This is a genomic window from Microbacterium nymphoidis (assembly GCF_021044885.1).
GTDB lineage: Bacteria > Actinomycetota > Actinomycetes > Actinomycetales > Microbacteriaceae > Microbacterium > Microbacterium nymphoidis.
The window spans coordinates 1,354,265-1,372,533 of the sequence record NZ_JAJNOD010000001.1 but is presented as its reverse complement, the minus strand read 5'-3'; the positions used below and the strand labels follow the sequence as shown (position 1 = coordinate 1,372,533).

The window sequence follows — 18,269 nt, the reverse complement described above, 5'->3', positions numbered from 1 at the left end:
ACTCATGCTCTATTCGCAGACATCTGCGGCCGACAAGCGCCGCCTGTTCCGTGAGCGACTCGCCAGTGGTGAGCTGCTCCGCTTCCCCGGCGCCTTCAATCCGCTCTCGGCGCGTCTGATCGAGCAGAAGGGCTTCGAGGGGGTCTACATCTCCGGCGCGGTGCTCTCGGCCGATCTCGGCCTTCCCGACATCGGCCTCACCACCCTCACCGAGGTGGCCGGTCGGGGCAAGCAGATCGCGCGGATGACCGACCTCCCTGCGATCATCGACGCCGACACCGGATTCGGCGAGCCGATGAACGTGGCGCGCACCGTCCAGGAGATGGAGGATGCGGGTCTGTCCGGCCTGCACATCGAGGACCAGGTCAACCCGAAGCGCTGCGGTCACCTGGATGGCAAGTCCGTGGTGGACGAGTCCACGGCCCTGCGACGCATCCGGGCGGCGGTGGATGCCCGTCGCGACCCGAACTTCCTCATCATGGCGCGCACCGACATCCGCGCCGTCGAGGGTCTCGATGCGGCCGTGGATCGCGCGAAGAAGCTGGTGGACGCCGGCGCGGATGCGATCTTCCCCGAAGCGATGCGCACGCTCGAGGAGTTCGAGGCCGTGCGACGTGCCGTCGACGTCCCGCTGCTGGCCAACATGACGGAGTTCGGCAAGAGTGAGCTGTTCTCCGTGGATCAGCTGGCGTCGGTCGGCATGAACATCGTGATCTGGCCGGTATCGATGCTGCGCATCGCGATGGGCGCCACCGAGCGGGCGCTGGATGAGATCGAGCAGAAGGGGCATCTCCGTGACAAGCTCGGCGAGATGCAGCACCGGGCCGACCTCTACGACCTCATCGACTACGAGGCATACAACCACTTCGACAACTCGGTGTTCACCTTCACGGTGACCCGCTGACCTCCCTCCGTCGTCATGCGAGACGCCCGCGCGCGGCCGGGAACCCTGCGTTGCGGGGTGTCTCGGACGTGCAGGGGTGTTTCGCGGGGGACGGCGGGCAAGGCAGACTGAGATTCACGCAAGGGAGCGAGACGACATGAGCGAGATCGACATCAAGAAGGGGCTCGCCGGCGTCGTGGTAGACGTCACGAGCATCTCCAAGGTCAACCCCGAGACGAACAGCCTGCTCTACCGCGGCTATCCGGTGCAGGAACTGGCCACTACGCAGCCGTTCGAGGCCGTCGCGTATCTGCTGTGGCACGGGGAGCTGCCCACGGCGCAGCAGCTGGCCGAGTTCCAGGCGACCGAGCGAGCGCATCGCCCGCTGTCGCCCGAAGTCCGCGCGGCCATCGATCTGCTCCCCACCGACGCACATCCGATGGACGAGGTGCGCACCGCGGTCTCCGTGATCGGTGCGCTCGATGCCACCGGTGACGTGATGAACGCGGCCGGGACACCGGAGGAGAACCTCCGGCGGGCGGTGCGCCTGTACGCGGCGCTGCCGGCGATCGTGGCCTACGGGCAGCGTCGTCGTCGCGGTCAGGAGATCATCCCGCCGCGCAACGACCTCGACTACGCGGCCAACTTCCTCTGGATGACCTTCGGGGAGGAGGCGCACCCGGTGGTGGTGGACGCGTTCAACCGCTCCATGACGCTGTACGCGGAGCACTCCTTCAACGCCTCGACCTTCACCGCGCGGGTGATCGCCTCGACGCTGTCGGATCTGTATTCGGCCGTGGTGGGCGCGATCGGTGCGCTCAAGGGGCCGCTGCACGGCGGTGCGAACGAAGCCGTGCTGCACATCTTCACGGAGATCGGCTCCGCGGACAATGTCGGCCCGTGGCTCGATGAGGCGCTTGCAGCCAAGCGCAAGATCATGGGTTTCGGGCACCGCGTCTACAAGCGCGGCGACTCGCGCGTGCCCACGATGAAGGCAGCGCTGGACACCCTGGTCGAGCACTACGACCGCCCCGACGTGGCCGCGCTCTACGACCGGCTGGAGGAGGAGTTCGTCAGCCGCAAGGGCATCTATCCGAACCTCGACTACCCGTCGGGACCGGCCTACGACCTGATCGGTTTCGACACCCTCACCTTCACGCCGCTGTTCGTGGCGGCGCGGGTCACGGGCTGGACGGCTCACATCATGGAGCAACTGGGATCCAACGCCCTCATCCGCCCGCTGTCCGAGTACGTCGGCGAGCCGGAACGTCACATCCCGGGCTACACCGCGACCGACGCCGAGATGGCCGCAGCGGACCGCCCCGCCGAAGCCGAGTAATCCGCGAGACGTCCGGACGTGGGCGAGAATCACCGCAATGCGACGATTCTCGTCCGCACAGGGAAGTCTCGCGCGAGGAGAGGGAGATCATGAACGAAGCGGTCATCGTCGATGTGGTGCGCACCCCGGTCGGACGCGGAAAGCCCGGCGGCGCGCTCAGCGGCATCCACCCGGTGGACCTCATGGCACCCGTGCTGCAGGCGGTGCTGACACGCAGCGGGCTGGAATCGCGGCAGGTGGACGACGTTCTGCTGGGCTGCGTCAGCCAGGTCGGGGAGCAGGCCTACAACATCGCCCGCCGGTCTGTGCTCGCTGCGGGCTTCGATGAGACGGTCCCGGCGGCCACCATCGACCGGCAGTGTGGATCGAGCCAGCAGGCGGTGCACTTCGCCGCTCAGGGGGTGATCGCGGGGGCCTATGACATCGTGATCGCCGGCGGCGTCGAGTCGATGAGCCGTGTGCCGCTCGGGTCCTCGCTGGCCGGCGTGGGCGGAGAGGCGGCCCTGATCCAGGAGCGCTACCCGGAGGGCCTGGTGAACCAGGGCGTGTCGGCCGAGCTGATCGCCGCGAAGTGGGGCCTCGGGCGTGGTGACCTCGACGCCTACGCCGCGCGGTCGCACGAGCGGGCGGCAGCCGCGGCGGACGCTGGTCTGTTCGACGCCGATCTGCTGCCGGTGCACACCGATGCCGGGACCGTCTCCCGCGATGAGACTATCCGTGCGGGGACCACGTCCGAGGGTCTCGCGAAGCTCAGCCCCGCCTTCCACACGGAGTCGCTGGCCGCCCGCTTCCCCGAGATCGGCTGGAACATCACGGCGGGCAACTCCTCGCCGCTCACCGACGGCGCCTCCGCGGCGCTCATCATGAGCGCGCAGCGCGCAGAGGAACTCGGACTGCGTCCCCGGGCACGTTTCCACGCGTTCAGCGTGGTGGGCGATGACCCGCTGATGATGCTGACCGGGCCGATCCCCGCCACGCGTCGCATCCTCGAGCGCTGCGGACTGGGGATCGACGACATCGATGCGTACGAGGTCAATGAGGCCTTCGCTTCCGTCCCGCTCGCGTGGGCGGAGGCTGTGGGGGCCGACCCTGCGAAGCTCAACCCGTGGGGCGGGGCCATCGCCCTGGGCCACGCGCTGGGCTCGAGCGGGACTCGCCTGCTCAGCACGCTCGTCGAGCACCTCGAACACACCGGCGGACGCTACGGTCTGCAGACCATGTGTGAGGGCGGCGGGATGGCCAACGCCACGATCATCGAGCGGCTTTAACCCTTCATAGCGCGCACTTGGCTCCTATCCGCGGTGGATAGGAGCCAAGTGCGCGCTATGAAACGGTTGGACGCCCATTGATTTACTTGGACATCCAGGTATTCTGATCATGGTGCCAAGGGTGGCGCGGGAAGTGGTGGTCATCATGGTCAGGGAACTGTCGCACTTCGTGGGCGGAAAGCTCACCGCGGGCCGATCGGGACGGTTCGGCGACGTGTTCGATCCCTCCACCGGCGAGGTCCAGGCGCGGGTGCCGCTCGCCAGCGGCGACGAGGTGCGCGCCGCGATCGACGCCGCCGTCGCCGGCCAGCGCATCTGGGGCGAGATGAACCCCGAGGCCCGCGCCCGCGTGCTCACCCGATTCCTGGCCCTCGTGGAACGCGACCGGGACGACCTCGCCCGGCTCCTCTCCAGCGAGCACGGCAAGACGCTGGATGACGCGAAGGGCGACATCCAGCGCGGTGTGGAGGTCGTGGAGTTCGCCGTCGGAGCGCCGCACCTGCTGAAGGGCGAGTACACCTCGGGCGCCGGGCGGGGCATCGACGTCTACTCGATGCGTCAGCCGCTGGGGGTGGTGGCCGGCATCACGCCGTTCAACTTCCCCGCGATGATCCCGCTGTGGCAGGCCGGGCCCGCCCTCGCCTGCGGCAACGCCTTCGTGCTCAAGCCCAGCGAGCGCGACCCGTCCGTTCCGCTGCGACTGGCGGAGCTGTTCACGGAGGCGGGTCTTCCCGATGGCGTGTTCAGCGTGGTCAACGGCGACAAGGAGGCGGTCGACGCGCTGCTGTTCGACGACCGCATCCAGGCGGTCGGCTTCGTGGGGTCCACTCCCATCGCCCACTACATCCACACCACCGCCGCCGACCAGGGCAAGCGCTCGCAGTGCTTCGGCGGCGCCAAGAACCACATGATCGTGATGCCGGACGCCGACCTGGACCAGGTGGCGGACGCCCTCATCGGTGCCGGATACGGATCGGCGGGGGAGCGTTGCATGGCGATCTCGGTCGCCGTGCCGGTCGGGCAGGAGACCGCGGACGCGCTCGCCGTCAAGCTCACCGAGCGTGCCCGCGCACTCACCGTCGGCCCCGCGCTGGAGCCGGGCATGGACTACGGGCCGCTGATCACGGCGGATGCCGTCGCCCGGGTGAGCGGGTACATCGCGCAGGCGGTCGAGGAGGGGGCGGAGCTCCTGCTGGATGGCCGTGGTCTCGTGGTGCCCGGATACGAGAGCGGCTTCTACCTCGGCCCCACGCTCTTCGACCGCGTGAACACCGACATGACCATCTACCGCGAGGAGGTCTTCGGCCCCGTGCTGATCATCGCTCGCGCCGACGACTACGAGACGGCGCTGGCGATGGCCTCCGATCACGAGTACGGCAACGGGGTCTCGATCTTCACGCGCGATGGCGACACCGCTCGCGACTTCACGTCGCGGGTGCAGGTGGGCATGGTCGGCGTGAACGTCCCGATCCCGGTGCCCATCGCGTACCACACGTTCGGTGGCTGGAAGAAGTCGATGTTCGGCGACCTGAACCAGCACGGCCCGGACTCCTTCCGCTTCTACACGAAGACCAAGACCGTCACCAGCCGCTGGCCCTCGGGCATCCGCGAGGGAGCCAGCTTCGTCATCCCGACCATGAGTTGAGAGGCCTGCCGATGAGCACCGTCACCACCACCACGACGACCGCCGAAGACCGCGCCGCGATCATCGATGCCGTGCGCGAGTACGCCCAGCACGAGCTCGCGCCGTTCGCCCTGGAACGGGACTCCACGGGCGAGTTCCCCGTCGAGTCGCTGCACCGCGGCGGAGAGCTGGGCCTCGGCGGGATCTACATCGGCGACGACGTCGGAGGTGCCGGGTTCTCCCGCGAGGACGCGGCCGCGATCTTCGAGGAGATCGCCTACGCCGACCCCACCATCGCCGCGTACATCTCCATCCACAACATGGTCGGCTGGATGATCGACTCCTACGGGACCGAGGAGCAGCGTCAGCAGTGGCTGCCACGGCTGACGGGCATGGAGATCTTCGGGGCGTACTGCCTCACCGAGCCGGGCGCGGGATCCGACGCCGCAGCCATCGCGACCGGTGCGGTGCGCGACGGCGATCACTGGGTGCTCACCGGGGTGAAGCAGTTCATCTCCGGCGCCGGCGCCGCCGGCGTCTACATCGTGATGGCGCGGACGGGCGACCTCGGGTCCCGTGGCATCTCCGCCTTCATCGTGCCGGCGGACGCCCCCGGGCTGAGCTTCGGCGCGAACGAGAAGAAGATGGGCTGGAAGGCGCAGCCCACCCGCCAGGTGGTGCTGGACGCCGTGCGCGTTCCCGCCGAGAACCTGCTGGGGGAGGAGGGTGGCGGCTTCCGGATCGCGATGAAGGCCCTCAACGGTGGCCGCGTGAACATCGCCTCCTGCTCGCTCGGCGGCGCCCGCTGGGCGCTGGATCGCGCCGTGCAGTACGTGCACGAGCGGTTCACGTTCGGCGCGGCGCTCGCGGACCAGCCCACGGTGCAGTTCGCGGTGGCGGACATGGCGACCGAGCTGCGCGCCGCGCGCCTGATGGTGCAGGATGCGGCGCGCGCCATCGACGACGAGGCCGAGGACGTGGCCATGCGCTGCGCCATGGCCAAGCGATTCGCCACCGATGCGGGCTTCCGCATCGCCAACGAGGCGCTCCAGCTGCATGGCGGCTACGGCTATCTGCAGGACTACGGAATCGAGAAGGTCGTGCGCGACCTGCGTGTGCATCAGATCCTCGAGGGGACCAACGAGATCATGCGGGTGATCGTCGGCCGAGAGGTGATGGGAGGCCGGCGATGACGCGCATCGCTTTTCTGGGACTCGGGCACATGGGCCTGCCGATGGCGAAGAACCTCGTCGCGGCAGGACACGAGCTCGTCGGGTTCGACGTGGTTCCGGCGGCGGTCGACGCGGCGCGGGCAGCCGGAATCACGGTGGCGGCGTCGGGTGCCGACGCTGCGCGCGGCGCGGAGGTGGTCATCACGATGTTCCCGAGCGGACGCCATGTGATCGACGCGTTCTCGGGTGACGACGGGCTGCTGGCAGCGGCGCCGGCGGGCTCGCTGTTCATCGAGTGCTCCACCATCGCGGTGAGCGAGGCGCGCGAGGCGCACGACCTCGCGCTCGCGGCGGGTCAGCGCAACGTCGATGCTCCGGTGTCCGGTGGGGTGGTCGGCGCGGAGAACGGCACGCTCACCTTCATGGTGGGTGGCAGCGACGAGGACTTCGCGGCCGCGCACCCGCTGCTGGAGGCGATGGGCGCGCGCATCGTCCACTGCGGCGGGCCGGGGCTCGGGCAGGCGGCGAAGGTCTGCAACAACATGATCCTCGGTATCACGCAGATCGCGGTGGCCGAGGCCTTCGTCCTGGGTGAGCAGCTCGGACTCACGCACGATGCGCTGTTCGAGGTGGCGTCTCACGCGTCCGGTCAGTGCTGGGCGCTCACGACGAACTGCCCGGTGCCCGGACCCGTTCCCACCAGCCCCGCGAACCGCGACTACCGGCCCGGCTTCGCAGGGACGTTGATGGCGAAGGATCTCGGGCTCGCACGCCACGCGATCGAGGAGACCGGAGTCGGCGCCGCCCTGGGGCTGCACGCGGAGGAGATCTACGCCCGGTACGCCGAGGGCCCTGGCGCGGCACGCGACTTCTCGGGCATCATCGAGACCATCCGATCCGCCAGCGCCGCGGCGCAGCGCGCCGAGTGACACGCTCGCGCGAGTAGACGAGAGGCAGCCATGACCGACTTCGAGACCATCATCGCCGACACCCGTGGCAGCGTCGGATGGATCACCCTCAACCGCCCGCAGGCGCTGAACGCCCTGAACACGCAGCTGATGCACGAGGTGGTCATCGTCGCGGAGGAGTTCGATGCGGATCCGGAGATCGGCGCCATCGTCATCACCGGTGCCGGTCGTGCGTTCGCCGCCGGTGCCGACATCAAGGAGATGGAGGACCGCAGCGGACTGGACATGCGCCTGGGTCGCTTCTTCGGTGAGTGGTCCCGGCTCACCGCGGTGCGCAAGCCCGTGATCGCTGCCGTGAACGGGTTCGCCTTCGGGGGCGGATGCGAGCTGGCGATGATGTGCGACATCATCCTGGCCGCTGACACCGCCGTCTTCGGTCAGCCGGAGATCAATCTGGGGGTGATCCCCGGCATGGGCGGGACCCAGCGGCTCACCCGTGCGATCGGCGCATACAAGGCAGCGGACCTCGTGCTCACCGGGCGCAACATGGATGCTTCCGAAGCCGAACGTGCAGGTCTGGTTTCGCGCGTGGTCCCCGCCGCCGAGCTGGCGGATGTGGCGCAGCAGATCGGCGAGACCATCGCCTCGAAGTCGCTGCCGTCGGTGATCGCCGCGAAGCAGGCCCTGCGTGCCGTGCAGGAGACACCGCTCAGCCAGGGGCTCGCGTTCGAGACCGCGCAGTTCACAGCGCTGTTCGACACCGCGGATCAGAAGGAGGGCATGGCCGCCTTCCGCGAGAAGCGCGCCCCGCGCTTCGAGAACCGGTAACCGCCGGTCGGCGGCAGGTCACCTTTTCCTGAGACCGAGGCGTGCGTCGGTCTCACGAAGTGTGGTCGTGCGGCGATGCGACGACAGTTTCTGAGACCGAGGCGGGTGTTGGTCTCACGAAGTGTGGTCGAACGGCGGCGCAACGACAGCTTCTGAGACCGAGACGGAGGGGGACGGTGACAGAGCCCGGGCGGAGGGTGACGAGTCGGGGAGGCGGATCAGAGCGGATCGGGAACCGGGGCGGGATCGCGGAAGTCGCCCGCCGATTTGCGCAGGCGCGCGACGATGCTCACGAGCTCCGTGACGTCGGCGTCGTCCAGCCCGATGTTCTCGAACACCGCGTTGAGTGCGACGGTGGCCTCATCCACCAGGTCGCGTCCGGGATCGGTGAGTTCGAGCACGGCGGCGCGGCCGTCGATCGGGTGTGGCAGGCGACGGAGGAGGCCGGCCTTGGCCAGGCGGTCGACCGTGTTCGTGACACTCGTGGGGTGCACCTGCAGACGCGCGGTGGCGCTGGCCATCGGCATCCGGCCCTCGCGCGTGAATGCCAGAAGCCGGAGCATCTCGTACCGCGCGAACGACAGGTCGAACGGCTTCAGCGCGGCCTCCACGCGTGCGAGCATGAGCTGCTGCGCGCGCATCAGGCTGGTCACTGCGGTCATTCCTGCAGCGGCATCCGTCCAACCGTGCGCGAGCCACTGGCGCTTCGCCTCGGCGATCGGATCCACCGCGAGCGGTCGGTTGTTGGCCATGGTCCCTCCTGCCGTTCCACGCTACCCGTCCGTATATGGCGCTCGGGGCATCGCCACCCGGAGTCGGGCGTATGTATACATTGCGTCCGCGCCGGAATGCCCCCGGGGAATTCACCCGCCCGAATGGGTACATACCGGCTATTCGACATAGACTCGACGGAGAACGGGAGGAGCGTCGATGAAGATCATCGTCCTGGTGAAGGAAGTGCCCGACACGTACGGGGATCGCAAGCTGAGCCTGCAGACGGGCCTCGCCGATCGTGGCGCGGGCGATGTGGTTCTCGACGAGATCGGCGAACGCGCCGTCGAGGTGGCCCTGAGGCACGCTGACTCCGCCGCGGATACCACCGTCACGGTGCTGTCGATGGGGCCCGAGAGCGCTGCCGCCACGGTGCGTAAGGGTCTGCAGATGGGAGCGACCGACGCGGTCCACGTGGTCGATGACGAGCTGGTCGGCGCAGACCTCACGCTCACGGCCGAGGTGCTCGCGGCCGCCATCCGTCGCGCCGGGTTCGACCTCGTGATCGCCGGCAACCTGTCCACCGACGGCACGGGTGGCATGGTCCCCGTCATGGTCGGGGAACTGCTCGAGGTTCCCACGCTCACCGGACTGGCCTCCGTGAACATCGAAGGGGGAACCGTTTCCGGAACCCGCGGCGTCGACGGCGGCGTGCAGCAGGTGACCGCGCCACTGCCGGCGGTCATCTCCATCACCGAAGCGCTTCCGGACGCACGCATGCCCAACTTCAAGGGCATCATGGCCGCCAAGAAGAAGCCGTTCGAAACGCTCTCGCTCGCCGATCTCGGAATCACCGTCGACCCGGCGTCTCAGGCCCGCTCGATCATGGTGTCGGTGGCGGAGAAGCCCGCCCGCGAGGCGGGCATCAAGATCGTCGATGAGGGCGACGCGGGCACGAAGCTCGCCGAGTTCCTCGTTCAGAACCGTTTGGTGTGAGGGGCAGGATCATGACCGACTTCGCTGCAGATTCCATCCTCGTCGCCATCGAGGCCACGCCCGCCGGTGATCTGGGGCCGGCCGCCCCCGGCCTCCTCGGTGCAGCGGCCCAGGCAGGCACCCCGGTGGCCCTGGTGATCGCCGCACCCGGGACCGGGGACGCCGCTGCCGCGGCCGCCGCGGAAGCCGGCGCCACGCGCGTGCTGATCGCCGAGCTCGCCAACACGAGTGCACTCGGCGTTCCCGCAGCCGACGCCCTGGTGGCTGCGGCCGCGCTGGTGCGTCCGGACGCGGTGCTGGTCAACAACTCCGCGGACGGCCGCGACCTCGCCGCTCGCTTCGCCATCCGCACAGGCGCCGTGCTCGCCGCCGACGCGGTGGGCGTGCGTCGTGATGAGGAAGGCGTTGTCGCCGATCACTCTGTGTACGGCGGTGCGTTCAACGCGGTCTCCGCGGCGACGTTCGGGCCCCTCGTCGTCACGCTGCGCGCCGGTTCTGTCGATGCGCGCCTGGCGGCCCAGCCGCTTTCAGCCGAGAAGCTCGAGGTCGTTCCCTCCGGTCGCCCCGCGGGAACGATCACGGCCTTCGAGGAGGAGACCGCCACGTCGTCGCGTCCCGATCTCCGCGGAGCGGCGCGTGTCGTCTCGGGCGGTCGCGGACTGGGCTCGGAGGAGAACTTCGCCCTGGTCGACCGTCTCGCCGATGCCCTCGGCGCCGCGGTCGGTGCCTCGCGCGCGGCCGTCGACGCCGGCTACATCCCCTATGCGCACCAGGTGGGACAGACGGGTGTCTCGGTCTCTCCGCAGCTGTATGTCGCTCTCGGCATCTCGGGCGCGATCCAGCACCGTGCCGGCATGCAGACGGCCAAGACCATCGTCGCGATCAACAAGGACGCCGACGCTCCGATCTTCGACATCGCGGACTTCGGCGTGGTCGGCGACCTCTTCACGGTGGTCCCGCAGCTGATCGAGGCTCTCGAAGCACGGAAGTAGGACGCATGGCGACGTACGGCACGACGGTACGCCGCGGACTCCCGCGGCGAGCGGGTGGCGATGCCTGGCCCGCGCAGACGACGGTCGCGGACGGGATCCTCGATGCCGCTCTCGCGCCGGGCGCCGGCGCGGATGGTGTCGCTGTCGTGGACGGCGCAACCGGGAGTGGCGGCGGTGCGACCACCCCCGCTGCGGCGACCTCGTCGCCCGCCACCTCGACGTCCGACACTGCAGATTCGTCTTCGGCTGTCGCTTCCTCGACACGCGCTGCCGCCCCCTCGTCTTCTGCTGCGGCCGCCTCCGTATCCACCGCCGCGGAGTCGTCGCCTGCACCCTCGACGTCCGCTATCGCGGATTCGTCATCTGCGGTGACGTCCATCTCGTCGGACGCGACCGGTGCCGTCTCCCCGGAGCTTCCCGGAATGCCCACCGCACCGGTGGGTCCCTCGGAGTCCGGTGCCATCGACGGTGACGTCGGGACGCGACCCCTGGTCCCCGCACGGCTGCGGCAAGGGCTCCCGCGCACGCCCGCGGGCGAAGCCTGGCCGCCCGCCGACGCGGTTGCCGCTGTCGCTGCTGCTGCCGCAGCCTCGTCTGCTCGTGCGGCGAGCGGATCTGCGGGAAGCGCGGAGACGGTCGCCGCTGCTGCCGCCACCTCGTCTGTTCGCGCCGCGAGTGAGTCTGCGGGAAGCGCGGAGGCGGGCTCCGGCTTGGCGGGAGCACCCGCGGGTGCCGCCGCGCACAGTGATTCCGCGAGCATCCGCGACGAGGGACCGGCGCAAGCACAGGCACCGGTCATCGCGGTTCGTCGCGGACTGCCCCGCACCCCGGGTGCTGCGCCGTGGCCGGAGGTCGCTACCGCTGTCGCACCGTCGCAGCGTCGGGTTGCCGCGGATGCCGCCGCATCGGCGACTCCCGCGACTCCGGCGGCTCCTGCCGCGCCGGTTGCTGCCGCACCCGCGCACGCCGCGTCCGCCGGTACATCGTCCGTTGCCTCCGCCTTCAGCGGGCAGGAGCTGCGTCGCGGAATGCCGCGTGTGCCGGACGGCGAGCCCTGGCCGCCGGCCGGTGTGGTCGTGGCCCCGGCTCCCGCATCGGTCCCGATTGCGACGGCCCCGGCGATGCCGGATGCCGGCATCGCCGCGCCCGTTGCGTCTGAGGCTCCCGCCACCACCGCATCGTCGCCCGCCGATCCCGCCGCATCGTCGCCTGCTGCAGTGTCGCCTGCCGCCCCCGCCGCATCGTCGCCCTCCGCTACGGGCGCCGCCGTGGCGGAGATCCGTCCGCCGCTGCCGTTCCCGCGTACCGTGCGTCCGGGTCGATATGCATTCGTGCACCCGGCACAGCCCGAACCCCGTCGCATCGGGGCGTTCACGCGTCTGCAGTGGGCGGGAATCGTGATCGTGGGAGGCGGCGCACTGCTGGCGCTCGCCTTCTTCGCGGTGTTCTTCACGCGCTTCCTCGTGTCGCTGGACCCGATCGCCGACTTCCTTCGCACGTATCCGGGCGAGTACGACCTGCCCGAGGGTGCGACACCGGGCTTCCCGGCCTGGGCCCAATGGCAGCACTTCTTCAACATCTTCCTGATGGTGCTGATCATCCGCTCCGGTCTCGGCGTTCGTCGCGAGCGCCGCCCCGATGCCTTCTGGCGGGCCCGCTGGGCGAAGGACTCGAAGCAGAAGATCAGTCTGACCCTCTGGTTCCACCAGTCGCTGGACATCCTGTGGCTGCTCAACGGCCTGATCTTCGTCGTGCTGCTGTTCGCCTCCGGACACTGGATGCGCATCGTGCCGACCAGCTGGGAGGTGTTCCCCAACGCGCTGTCCGCCGCGATCCAGTACGTGTCGCTGGACTGGCCGACGGAGCACGGCTGGGTGAACTACAACAGCCTGCAGCAGATCATGTACTTCCTCACCGTGTTCGTGGCCGCGCCGCTGGCGGCGACCACCGGGGTGCGCATGAGCGGCATCTGGCCGAAGAACGCGAAGGCCCTCAACAAGGCCTACCCGGTGGAGATCGCCCGAGCGCTTCACTTCCCGGTGATGCTCTACTTCGTGATCTTCATCATCATCCACGTGGTGCTGGTGTTCGCCACCGGTGCGCTGCGGAACCTGAACCACATGTTCGGCGGCACGGACGAGGTGAACTGGAACGGGTTCTGGATCTTCTTCGCCGGCATGGTAGTGATCGCCGGCGCCGTGGCGGCATCGCGGACGATCGTGCTCGCGCCCATCGCGAAGCTGTTCGGCACGGTCACCCAGCGCTGAGGCGGATCTCCCCTCCCCACCCCGCGCGCTGGTCTCATCTCCGGTTGATGCGTCGCGGGCGGTGAGCAGTTTCTGAGAGCAGTAGCGTCGGTGGTCTCAGAAACTGTGGTGGTGTGGACGATGATCCGCAGAATGTGAGACCACAGGGCTAGCGGGAAGCCGGGGGCGAAGGCTCAGGCGCCGGGACGGGCGGCGAGGCCGGCGGCGTAGGCCTCGGCGGAGCCGAGGTAGAACATGTCGCGTTCCGCGGGGCGCACGATGCTGCGGGCGCCGGGCAGATCCAGGTCGCCGACGAGATCCGCGCGTCCGCGTACGACGGCCACGGGGCGTCTGCCGGCTTTCCCCTTCACCAGGTCCGCGGTCGCGCAGAGCTCATCCGCCACGCAGGGCATGGTGACCACCAGCGGACGGCCCTCGGCGTCGACGCCGCCGCGGAGATCCTCGAAGACCCGCACCCCTCCGGCACCGATGGCATGATCGGTCTGTCCCTCACGCCAGGCGCGCCCCAGCGTGTCAGACACGAGGACACCCACCCGCATGCCCGTGCGCTCCCGCAGGCCCGCAGCGATCTGCCGAGCCGAACGGTCCGGATCCTCGGGCAGCAGCAGCACCGTCCCGTGCGGGGTGTTGGAGGCGTCCACACCCGCTGCGGCCGACACGATGCCGAGGCGATTCTCCACGATCCGCGTGGTGTGTCCGGTGGGTGAGGTGCGCGAGGCGACCACGCGAACCGTCTCCGCCGTGATCGCCTCTTCGCGATCATCGGCACGGACGAAGCGGTTCTCCGCCTTGGAGACGATCTTCGACGTCACCACCACGATGTCGCCGTCACGGAGCTGATCCCCGACGGCCGCGTGAATGGTCTCCACGAGATCCGTGCCCGCGGTGATCTCACCGATCCCGTCGGGCGCCCACGCCTGGAGCACGTCAGCGGACGAAGCGGACCTCGGTGATCGTCTCGCCGAGGAAGGGCTCCTCCTGCGAGGCGCCATCGAGGGCGAGCCCGTTGCGCTGGTAGAAGCGATGCGCGCGGGGGTTGTCCTCTGCCACCCAGAGATAGACCGACTCGTCCTTCTCCACGACGGCATCGAACAGTTTCTGGCCGGTGCCGGTGCCCTGGTATGCGGCGAGGAGGTAGATGAAGATGAGCTCGCGCTCGGCGGGGGCCTGTGCGTCGCGGGCCGGGCCGGATCCGGCGAAGCCAACGATGTCGCTGCCGTCGAGGGCGACGAAGCAGCGGAATTCGGGACCCTGGGCGGCCCAGCCAGTCCAGAGTTCGGCAAGGCGCTTGGTCGAGATGTTCTCGAGCGTGGCCGCGCTGATCAGGTGGTCGTAGGTCTCGTGCCAGCAGGTGGCGTGGACGCGGCCGAGGGTTTCGGCATCGCTTACGCGAACCGGACGGACAACGGTGTCGGTGTGGAGCTCAGCTGCCATGGCGAGACTCTAACCCGCAACCGCGCCGGGGCGAAATCCGGTGTCATGCGCATGCATCCGCCGCCTCGGACGAGCCGGCGCCCAGCGCGGACGGGTAGCATCGCCGATCGTGAACCTCATCTGGCGGACCCTCCTCACCATGCTCCGTGCCCGGCTGTCGCTGCGCCGCGGAAACGCGCTCGGTCCCCGTGATGTGTCCACGGTCCGGGCGACCACACTGCCGACGGATCTGGACTTGCTCCGCCACATGAACAACGGCCGTTATCTCTCCCTGATGGACCTCGGCCGGTGGGATCTGCTGGTGCGGACGGGGCTCATGGATGCGATGAAGCAGCACGGCTGGTACGCCGTCGTGTCGGCGGAGACGATCACGTTCCGCAAGTCGCTGACGCTCGGTCAGCGCTTCGACATCGAGTCGCGGCTGCTCGGTCACGACGACCGCGCGATCTTCCTCGAGCACCGCGTCGTGGTGGCGGGCGAGATCTACGCCCGTGCCATCGTGGGCGCCCGCATGGTGCGCCGCGCCGGAGGCACCGTCTCCCACGAGGAGCTGTTCGATGCCATCGGGCGTCCGGAGGGTCTGCCTGACATCGCCGCGTGGATCGAGGACTGGATGCGTGAGTCCCGGCTACCGTCGACCCGGCGGCCGGCACCCAGTACCTGGTCGTGATCAGGCACCGGTAGCCTCGCGGGTATGAGGTCTTTCGCCGGCGTCTTCGGACGGGTGCTGTGGCAGCACTGGCCGATGATGATGGCCTGGTACGTCGGCGGCCGCGTGGTGCACGACGGCTGGATCCAGTTCGCCGGATGGGTGGGTGGCTACAACACCATCGCGGGCTACGCGATGATGCCCGTGGCCATGATCGCGAACCTCGTGGGTTTCGTCGGCATGTTCCTCGTGGTGCGCGATGCGCTTCCGACGCTCACCTCGGTGGCACCTCAGCCGACCGATCCGGCCGAGCGGCGTCGTTCGTTTCGGGATGCGCTGTTCGCCGGCATGCTCCCGTACTTCGCGTTCTACGCCACCGCGCGCTTCCTCAACGCCGACATGATCGCCTTCCTCCAAGTGGCCGAGGAGGTCAAGCGGGGACGCATCGACGTGCTCATCGAACAGGGCGCCGACAACATCACGCAGATCGTCGCCGGATCCGGGGACATCGCGTTCGTCAATCCGCTGACTCTCGCGGCTGTGCTGCTCGCCTACGTGCTCCGGCTGCTGTGGAAGCGTCATGCACAGCGCGTTCCGCGGTGGCTGACTCCGGCGGGTGTGTATGTCGAAGCGGTGTGGGTCATCGGGCTGGTCGTGGTGATTGGCGTGCTCATCGACGAGATCATGGGCTGGGTGAACGGCCGCGTCGCGGCGGTGTGGGCGCAGGCCATCGGCGACTGGTTCGCTGTGCATCTCTCCTTCGTCGCCGTCGCGTGGGAGGGCATCGGGGCATTCACCTCGCAGGTGGCGGACGTCGTGCTGCTGCCGGTGTCATGGCTCACGATCGCGGGTGTGATCTACGGGCAGGCGATCGAGGCCGAGTCGCCGGAGGTGCGGTTGAAGGCGTACGTGCGTGCGCGTCGTGCACTCGAGCGTGTGAAAGCGCCCGTCCGCCGTCGCATCGCCGACCTCTTCGAACCCATCACCTCGAAGGTCACCCCGATCTGGTCGGCGCTGGTGATGATGCTGCGAGCCGGCCCCGTGTTCGTGGGCACCTTCGTTCTCGCGTACGCGCTGTGGCGCTGGGGCAGCGAGTGGCTGCAGATCGCGGTCCCGCGGCTGTTCGGGGGCCACGATCAGCTCTACTGGGCCATGTTCGGCGCGGCCATCCTGTTCATCGCGCCCGTTCTGTGCGAGCCGGTGCGCATCGCCCTGGTGAGCGCAGGCTACGACACCGCGCTGTCAGCCCTCCGCCAGCGTCGGGGCGATCTCGAAACGCGCGACGCGGATGAGCTGGTCGTCGAAGTTGCGCACAACCACCTCGAGGAGGAAGGGACCGGGAGCGTCGGGCGGTAGCGCGAAGGCGTTGAGAAGACCGAACTCCTCGCCCCCGTGTCCGATGCACAGCGCAGGCCCGTCGTCGGGCGCATCCCAGTTCAGGATGGGCGTGGCATCCACCCACGTCCGTCCCTGCCCGCCGACTTCGGTCAACCGCAGCACACACTGATCGGGGGCGTCCTCGAACATGACCTTCACCCACAGGGCCGTCGAACCCGGCGGAGGGTCGGAGAACGCGACCACGTCATCGGGGAAGAACTGACTGGTGACGGGACCGATGGTGGAGGACCCGAGAGTGAGCTGGTCCTTCGGGGAGTCCGCGGTCTGGATCTCCACCGAGTCGTCCGCCCGGACCTGGGGGAGGACATCGACCGCGGCGAACAAGCCGCAGGCCGCGATCAGCCCGAGGAGCAGCACGCCTGCGGCGCGGCGGTTGCGGCGCCACCACTCCCGCGAACCCGCCGCGTTCACGGCGCACGCACCGTGGGGGCATCGAATGCCAGATCCGACTCGCGCGGGAGGGTGCCGAGATCGATGGTGAGCTGCGCCTGATCGTCCGACCACACCCCGGGAGCGCGATCGTCGCGGCGAGACAGGAGCAGCGTCGCCTCGCCCAGCGGCGCCTCCTGCGGTATCTGGAAGAGGACCGATCCGCTCACCACGAGTCCGGTGCGCAGCTGCGCGCCGTCGAGCCGGACTTGCCCATAGGTCAGGTCCGATGACGTGACGACGGTGTCGTTCAGCGTGAGAGCGACGCCGCCGAGCGGGGCGGCCACGTCGCTGTCCCGGGACAGGATGGAGAGGTCGACCACGACCCAGCGCCCGGCGATCACCCGTCCGTTCGGGGGAATGACGCCGTCGCTCAGATGAACGTCCGTCACGGTGAGCGACATGCCGCTGACATCGACGGTCTGCCCGAGTACGGCATGCACCGGGATCGGATCCGCCGTGTGCTCGCGGTGGTCAGGGGTGATCGTGATGACCGCCCACGCGATCACCGCGAGCCCGACGCCCAGCGCCCACCGCACTGCGGCGTTCATGGTCCCTCGCCCACGTGCAGCGGAACGGACAGCCACGCGGCCGGCGTCGTTCGTACCGCGATTTTCTCGGCGCGGCTCTCGGTCACGCCCATGCCGGGACGCAACTCCCGGTTCCACACCACGATCTCGGCGGTGCCGACGGTGAAGACGTCGGCGAAGGAGTACTGGACCACGACGCGGTACGGGATGCCGGGCTGGAGGGTTGTCATCGGCCGGACGGCGCCGTCGTAGTGCACCTCGGCGGCCACGGCGCTCGCGGAGAAGAGGGGATTGTCCCACTCGCGGTCGGAGTCCTCGATCGGCGCGGCCTCGGCGGATCCGCTCTCCCCGGGACGGACGAGCACGTCGACGGCCGAGTCGAGGTCTGCGGCCGCGCGTGAGCGGGCCCCGAAGATGGCGGAGACGACCTCGGGCAGATTGGTCCGCGTGGTGCGAAGCGGGAGAGCTCCGGTGACGGTCACATCGAAGGTCAGCTGCACGGACGTGCGATCGGGGGTCAGATCCGGATCGCTCCGGGGCAGGATCTCCGCGTCGATAGGGGTGAGCGTGAGCCCGGGGGTCTCGATGACCTCGCCCAGGGCGGCCACCGGGGTGGGATCCGGCGCGTCCGCCAGCCCGCCGAAGGCCGCCGTGGCCAACAGGACGATCGCGGCGCCGGCCGTGGTGAGCCACGTGGTGGGGACCTTCTCGGCCGCGCTCCGCACCCATGCGCGCCCTCGCTCAGCGCTCCGGGTGGCGGGCGCGGGGACGGGCGGGACGGTCACGACAACAGCCTAGGGGCGAGGGGAGATGCAGGACGGGCCGTGCTCGGTGTGCGCGG

Annotated in this window: 18 protein-coding genes; 12 read left to right on the top strand and 6 right to left on the bottom strand. The window is 69.2% G+C overall.

The genetic code is table 11. The features are described from left to right. The first annotated feature begins 4 nt into the window (after positions 1-4). The 7 genes from prpB to LQ566_RS06330 all read left to right on the top strand — a co-directional run bounded on the left by prpB (position 5) and on the right by LQ566_RS06330 (position 8,022). Positions 5-904: a methylisocitrate lyase gene (prpB, locus tag LQ566_RS06360; RefSeq protein WP_231090765.1), complete on the top strand. Its 900-nt coding sequence runs from the start codon at positions 5-7 to the stop codon at positions 902-904. A gap of 136 nt (positions 905-1,040) precedes the next feature. Next, positions 1,041-2,222 carry a bifunctional 2-methylcitrate synthase/citrate synthase gene (locus LQ566_RS06355; RefSeq protein ID WP_231090764.1) on the top strand — a complete coding sequence of 394 codons (1,182 nt, stop codon included), beginning with the start codon at positions 1,041-1,043 and terminating at the stop codon, positions 2,220-2,222. 89 nt (positions 2,223-2,311) lie between these two features. Beyond that, complete coding sequence (locus tag LQ566_RS06350; RefSeq protein ID WP_231090763.1) at positions 2,312-3,490, top strand: thiolase family protein; 1,179 nt, start codon at positions 2,312-2,314, stop codon at positions 3,488-3,490. Positions 3,491-3,635: 145 nt separating this feature from the next. Then, positions 3,636-5,135, top strand: a complete 1,500-nt coding sequence (locus LQ566_RS06345; protein WP_231091391.1) for a CoA-acylating methylmalonate-semialdehyde dehydrogenase — start codon at positions 3,636-3,638, stop codon at positions 5,133-5,135. An 11-nt stretch (positions 5,136-5,146) separates the two neighbouring features. Then, positions 5,147-6,307, top strand: coding sequence for an acyl-CoA dehydrogenase family protein (locus tag LQ566_RS06340; protein ID WP_231090762.1), 1,161 nt, complete (start codon positions 5,147-5,149; stop codon positions 6,305-6,307). Further along, positions 6,304-7,215, top strand: a complete 912-nt coding sequence (gene mmsB / locus LQ566_RS06335) for a 3-hydroxyisobutyrate dehydrogenase (RefSeq protein WP_231090761.1) — start codon at positions 6,304-6,306, stop codon at positions 7,213-7,215. Before LQ566_RS06340 ends, mmsB begins: the two co-directional genes overlap by 4 nt. 30 nt (positions 7,216-7,245) lie before the next feature. Further along, positions 7,246-8,022, top strand: coding sequence for an enoyl-CoA hydratase-related protein (locus LQ566_RS06330; protein WP_231090760.1), 777 nt, complete (start codon positions 7,246-7,248; stop codon positions 8,020-8,022). Between the two features lie 218 nt (positions 8,023-8,240). Here LQ566_RS06330 and LQ566_RS06325 read toward each other — a convergent pair whose 3' ends face one another. Beyond that, positions 8,241-8,774: a MarR family winged helix-turn-helix transcriptional regulator gene (locus LQ566_RS06325; RefSeq protein WP_231090759.1), complete on the bottom strand. Its 534-nt coding sequence runs from the start codon at positions 8,772-8,774 to the stop codon at positions 8,241-8,243. Between the two features lie 178 nt (positions 8,775-8,952). Here LQ566_RS06325 and LQ566_RS06320 point away from each other — a divergent pair, with 178 nt between their 5' ends. Genes LQ566_RS06320 through LQ566_RS06310 form a run of 3 tightly spaced genes read left to right on the top strand, consistent with a single transcriptional unit; the run spans position 8,953 to position 12,988 of the window. Then, positions 8,953-9,729 carry an electron transfer flavoprotein subunit beta/FixA family protein gene (locus LQ566_RS06320; protein WP_231090758.1) on the top strand — a complete coding sequence of 259 codons (777 nt, stop codon included), beginning with the start codon at positions 8,953-8,955 and terminating at the stop codon, positions 9,727-9,729. Positions 9,730-9,740: 11 nt separating this feature from the next. Then, the gene (locus LQ566_RS06315) at positions 9,741-10,721 is read left to right on the top strand and encodes an electron transfer flavoprotein subunit alpha/FixB family protein (RefSeq protein WP_231090757.1); all 981 of its coding nucleotides are present in this window, start codon (positions 9,741-9,743) and stop codon (positions 10,719-10,721) included. A 5-nt stretch (positions 10,722-10,726) separates the two neighbouring features. After that, complete coding sequence (locus LQ566_RS06310; protein ID WP_231090756.1) at positions 10,727-12,988, top strand: cytochrome b/b6 domain-containing protein; 2,262 nt, start codon at positions 10,727-10,729, stop codon at positions 12,986-12,988. A gap of 173 nt (positions 12,989-13,161) precedes the next feature. Here the strand turns inward: LQ566_RS06310 and cofE are convergent, their stop codons facing one another. Together cofE and LQ566_RS06300 are read right to left on the bottom strand one after the other, a co-directional pair. After that, positions 13,162-13,914 carry a coenzyme F420-0:L-glutamate ligase gene (gene cofE, locus LQ566_RS06305; RefSeq protein WP_231090755.1) on the bottom strand — a complete coding sequence of 251 codons (753 nt, stop codon included), beginning with the start codon at positions 13,912-13,914 and terminating at the stop codon, positions 13,162-13,164. 1 nt (position 13,915) lies between these two features. Beyond that, positions 13,916-14,422 (bottom strand): GNAT family N-acetyltransferase, encoded by a 507-nt coding sequence (locus LQ566_RS06300; protein WP_231090754.1) that lies wholly within the window; start codon positions 14,420-14,422, stop codon positions 13,916-13,918. A gap of 109 nt (positions 14,423-14,531) precedes the next feature. Between LQ566_RS06300 and LQ566_RS06295 the strand changes: the two genes are divergently transcribed. Continuing rightward, complete coding sequence (locus LQ566_RS06295) at positions 14,532-15,092, top strand: acyl-CoA thioesterase (protein WP_231090753.1); 561 nt, start codon at positions 14,532-14,534, stop codon at positions 15,090-15,092. Between the two features lie 24 nt (positions 15,093-15,116). Then, complete coding sequence (locus LQ566_RS06290; protein WP_231090752.1) at positions 15,117-16,427, top strand: hypothetical protein; 1,311 nt, start codon at positions 15,117-15,119, stop codon at positions 16,425-16,427. On the opposite strand, the gene LQ566_RS06285 is transcribed toward LQ566_RS06290, so the two are convergent. From LQ566_RS06285 to LQ566_RS06275, 3 genes are read right to left on the bottom strand one after another with little or no spacing between them, the layout of a single operon-like run. Further along, positions 16,314-16,880, bottom strand: a complete 567-nt coding sequence (locus tag LQ566_RS06285; protein WP_231090751.1) for a hypothetical protein — start codon at positions 16,878-16,880, stop codon at positions 16,314-16,316. The genes LQ566_RS06290 and LQ566_RS06285 overlap by 114 nt on opposite strands. Further along, entirely contained in the window at positions 16,877-17,449 is a 573-nt protein-coding gene (locus LQ566_RS06280; RefSeq protein WP_231090750.1) for a DUF4352 domain-containing protein, read from the bottom strand. The genes LQ566_RS06285 and LQ566_RS06280 overlap by 4 nt, the downstream gene beginning before the upstream one ends. Beyond that, positions 17,446-18,213: a hypothetical protein gene (locus tag LQ566_RS06275; protein ID WP_231090749.1), complete on the bottom strand. Its 768-nt coding sequence runs from the start codon at positions 18,211-18,213 to the stop codon at positions 17,446-17,448. Before LQ566_RS06275 ends, LQ566_RS06280 begins: the two co-directional genes overlap by 4 nt. Positions 18,214-18,269 lie beyond the last annotated feature (56 nt).

Coding starts and splice junctions, on each gene's coding strand:
- prpB (WP_231090765.1), top strand. CDS start 5: ATGCTCTATTCGCAGACATCTGCGGCCGACAAGCGCCGCCTGTTCCGT.
- LQ566_RS06355 (WP_231090764.1), top strand. CDS start 1,041: ATGAGCGAGATCGACATCAAGAAGGGGCTCGCCGGCGTCGTGGTAGAC.
- LQ566_RS06350 (WP_231090763.1), top strand. CDS start 2,312: ATGAACGAAGCGGTCATCGTCGATGTGGTGCGCACCCCGGTCGGACGC.
- LQ566_RS06345 (WP_231091391.1), top strand. CDS start 3,636: ATGGTCAGGGAACTGTCGCACTTCGTGGGCGGAAAGCTCACCGCGGGC.
- LQ566_RS06340 (WP_231090762.1), top strand. CDS start 5,147: ATGAGCACCGTCACCACCACCACGACGACCGCCGAAGACCGCGCCGCG.
- mmsB (WP_231090761.1), top strand. CDS start 6,304: ATGACGCGCATCGCTTTTCTGGGACTCGGGCACATGGGCCTGCCGATG.
- LQ566_RS06330 (WP_231090760.1), top strand. CDS start 7,246: ATGACCGACTTCGAGACCATCATCGCCGACACCCGTGGCAGCGTCGGA.
- LQ566_RS06325 (WP_231090759.1), bottom strand. CDS start 8,774: ATGGCCAACAACCGACCGCTCGCGGTGGATCCGATCGCCGAGGCGAAG.
- LQ566_RS06320 (WP_231090758.1), top strand. CDS start 8,953: ATGAAGATCATCGTCCTGGTGAAGGAAGTGCCCGACACGTACGGGGAT.
- LQ566_RS06315 (WP_231090757.1), top strand. CDS start 9,741: ATGACCGACTTCGCTGCAGATTCCATCCTCGTCGCCATCGAGGCCACG.
- LQ566_RS06310 (WP_231090756.1), top strand. CDS start 10,727: ATGGCGACGTACGGCACGACGGTACGCCGCGGACTCCCGCGGCGAGCG.
- LQ566_RS06300 (WP_231090754.1), bottom strand. CDS start 14,422: ATGGCAGCTGAGCTCCACACCGACACCGTTGTCCGTCCGGTTCGCGTA.
- LQ566_RS06290 (WP_231090752.1), top strand. CDS start 15,117: ATGAGGTCTTTCGCCGGCGTCTTCGGACGGGTGCTGTGGCAGCACTGG.
- LQ566_RS06280 (WP_231090750.1), bottom strand. CDS start 17,449: ATGAACGCCGCAGTGCGGTGGGCGCTGGGCGTCGGGCTCGCGGTGATC.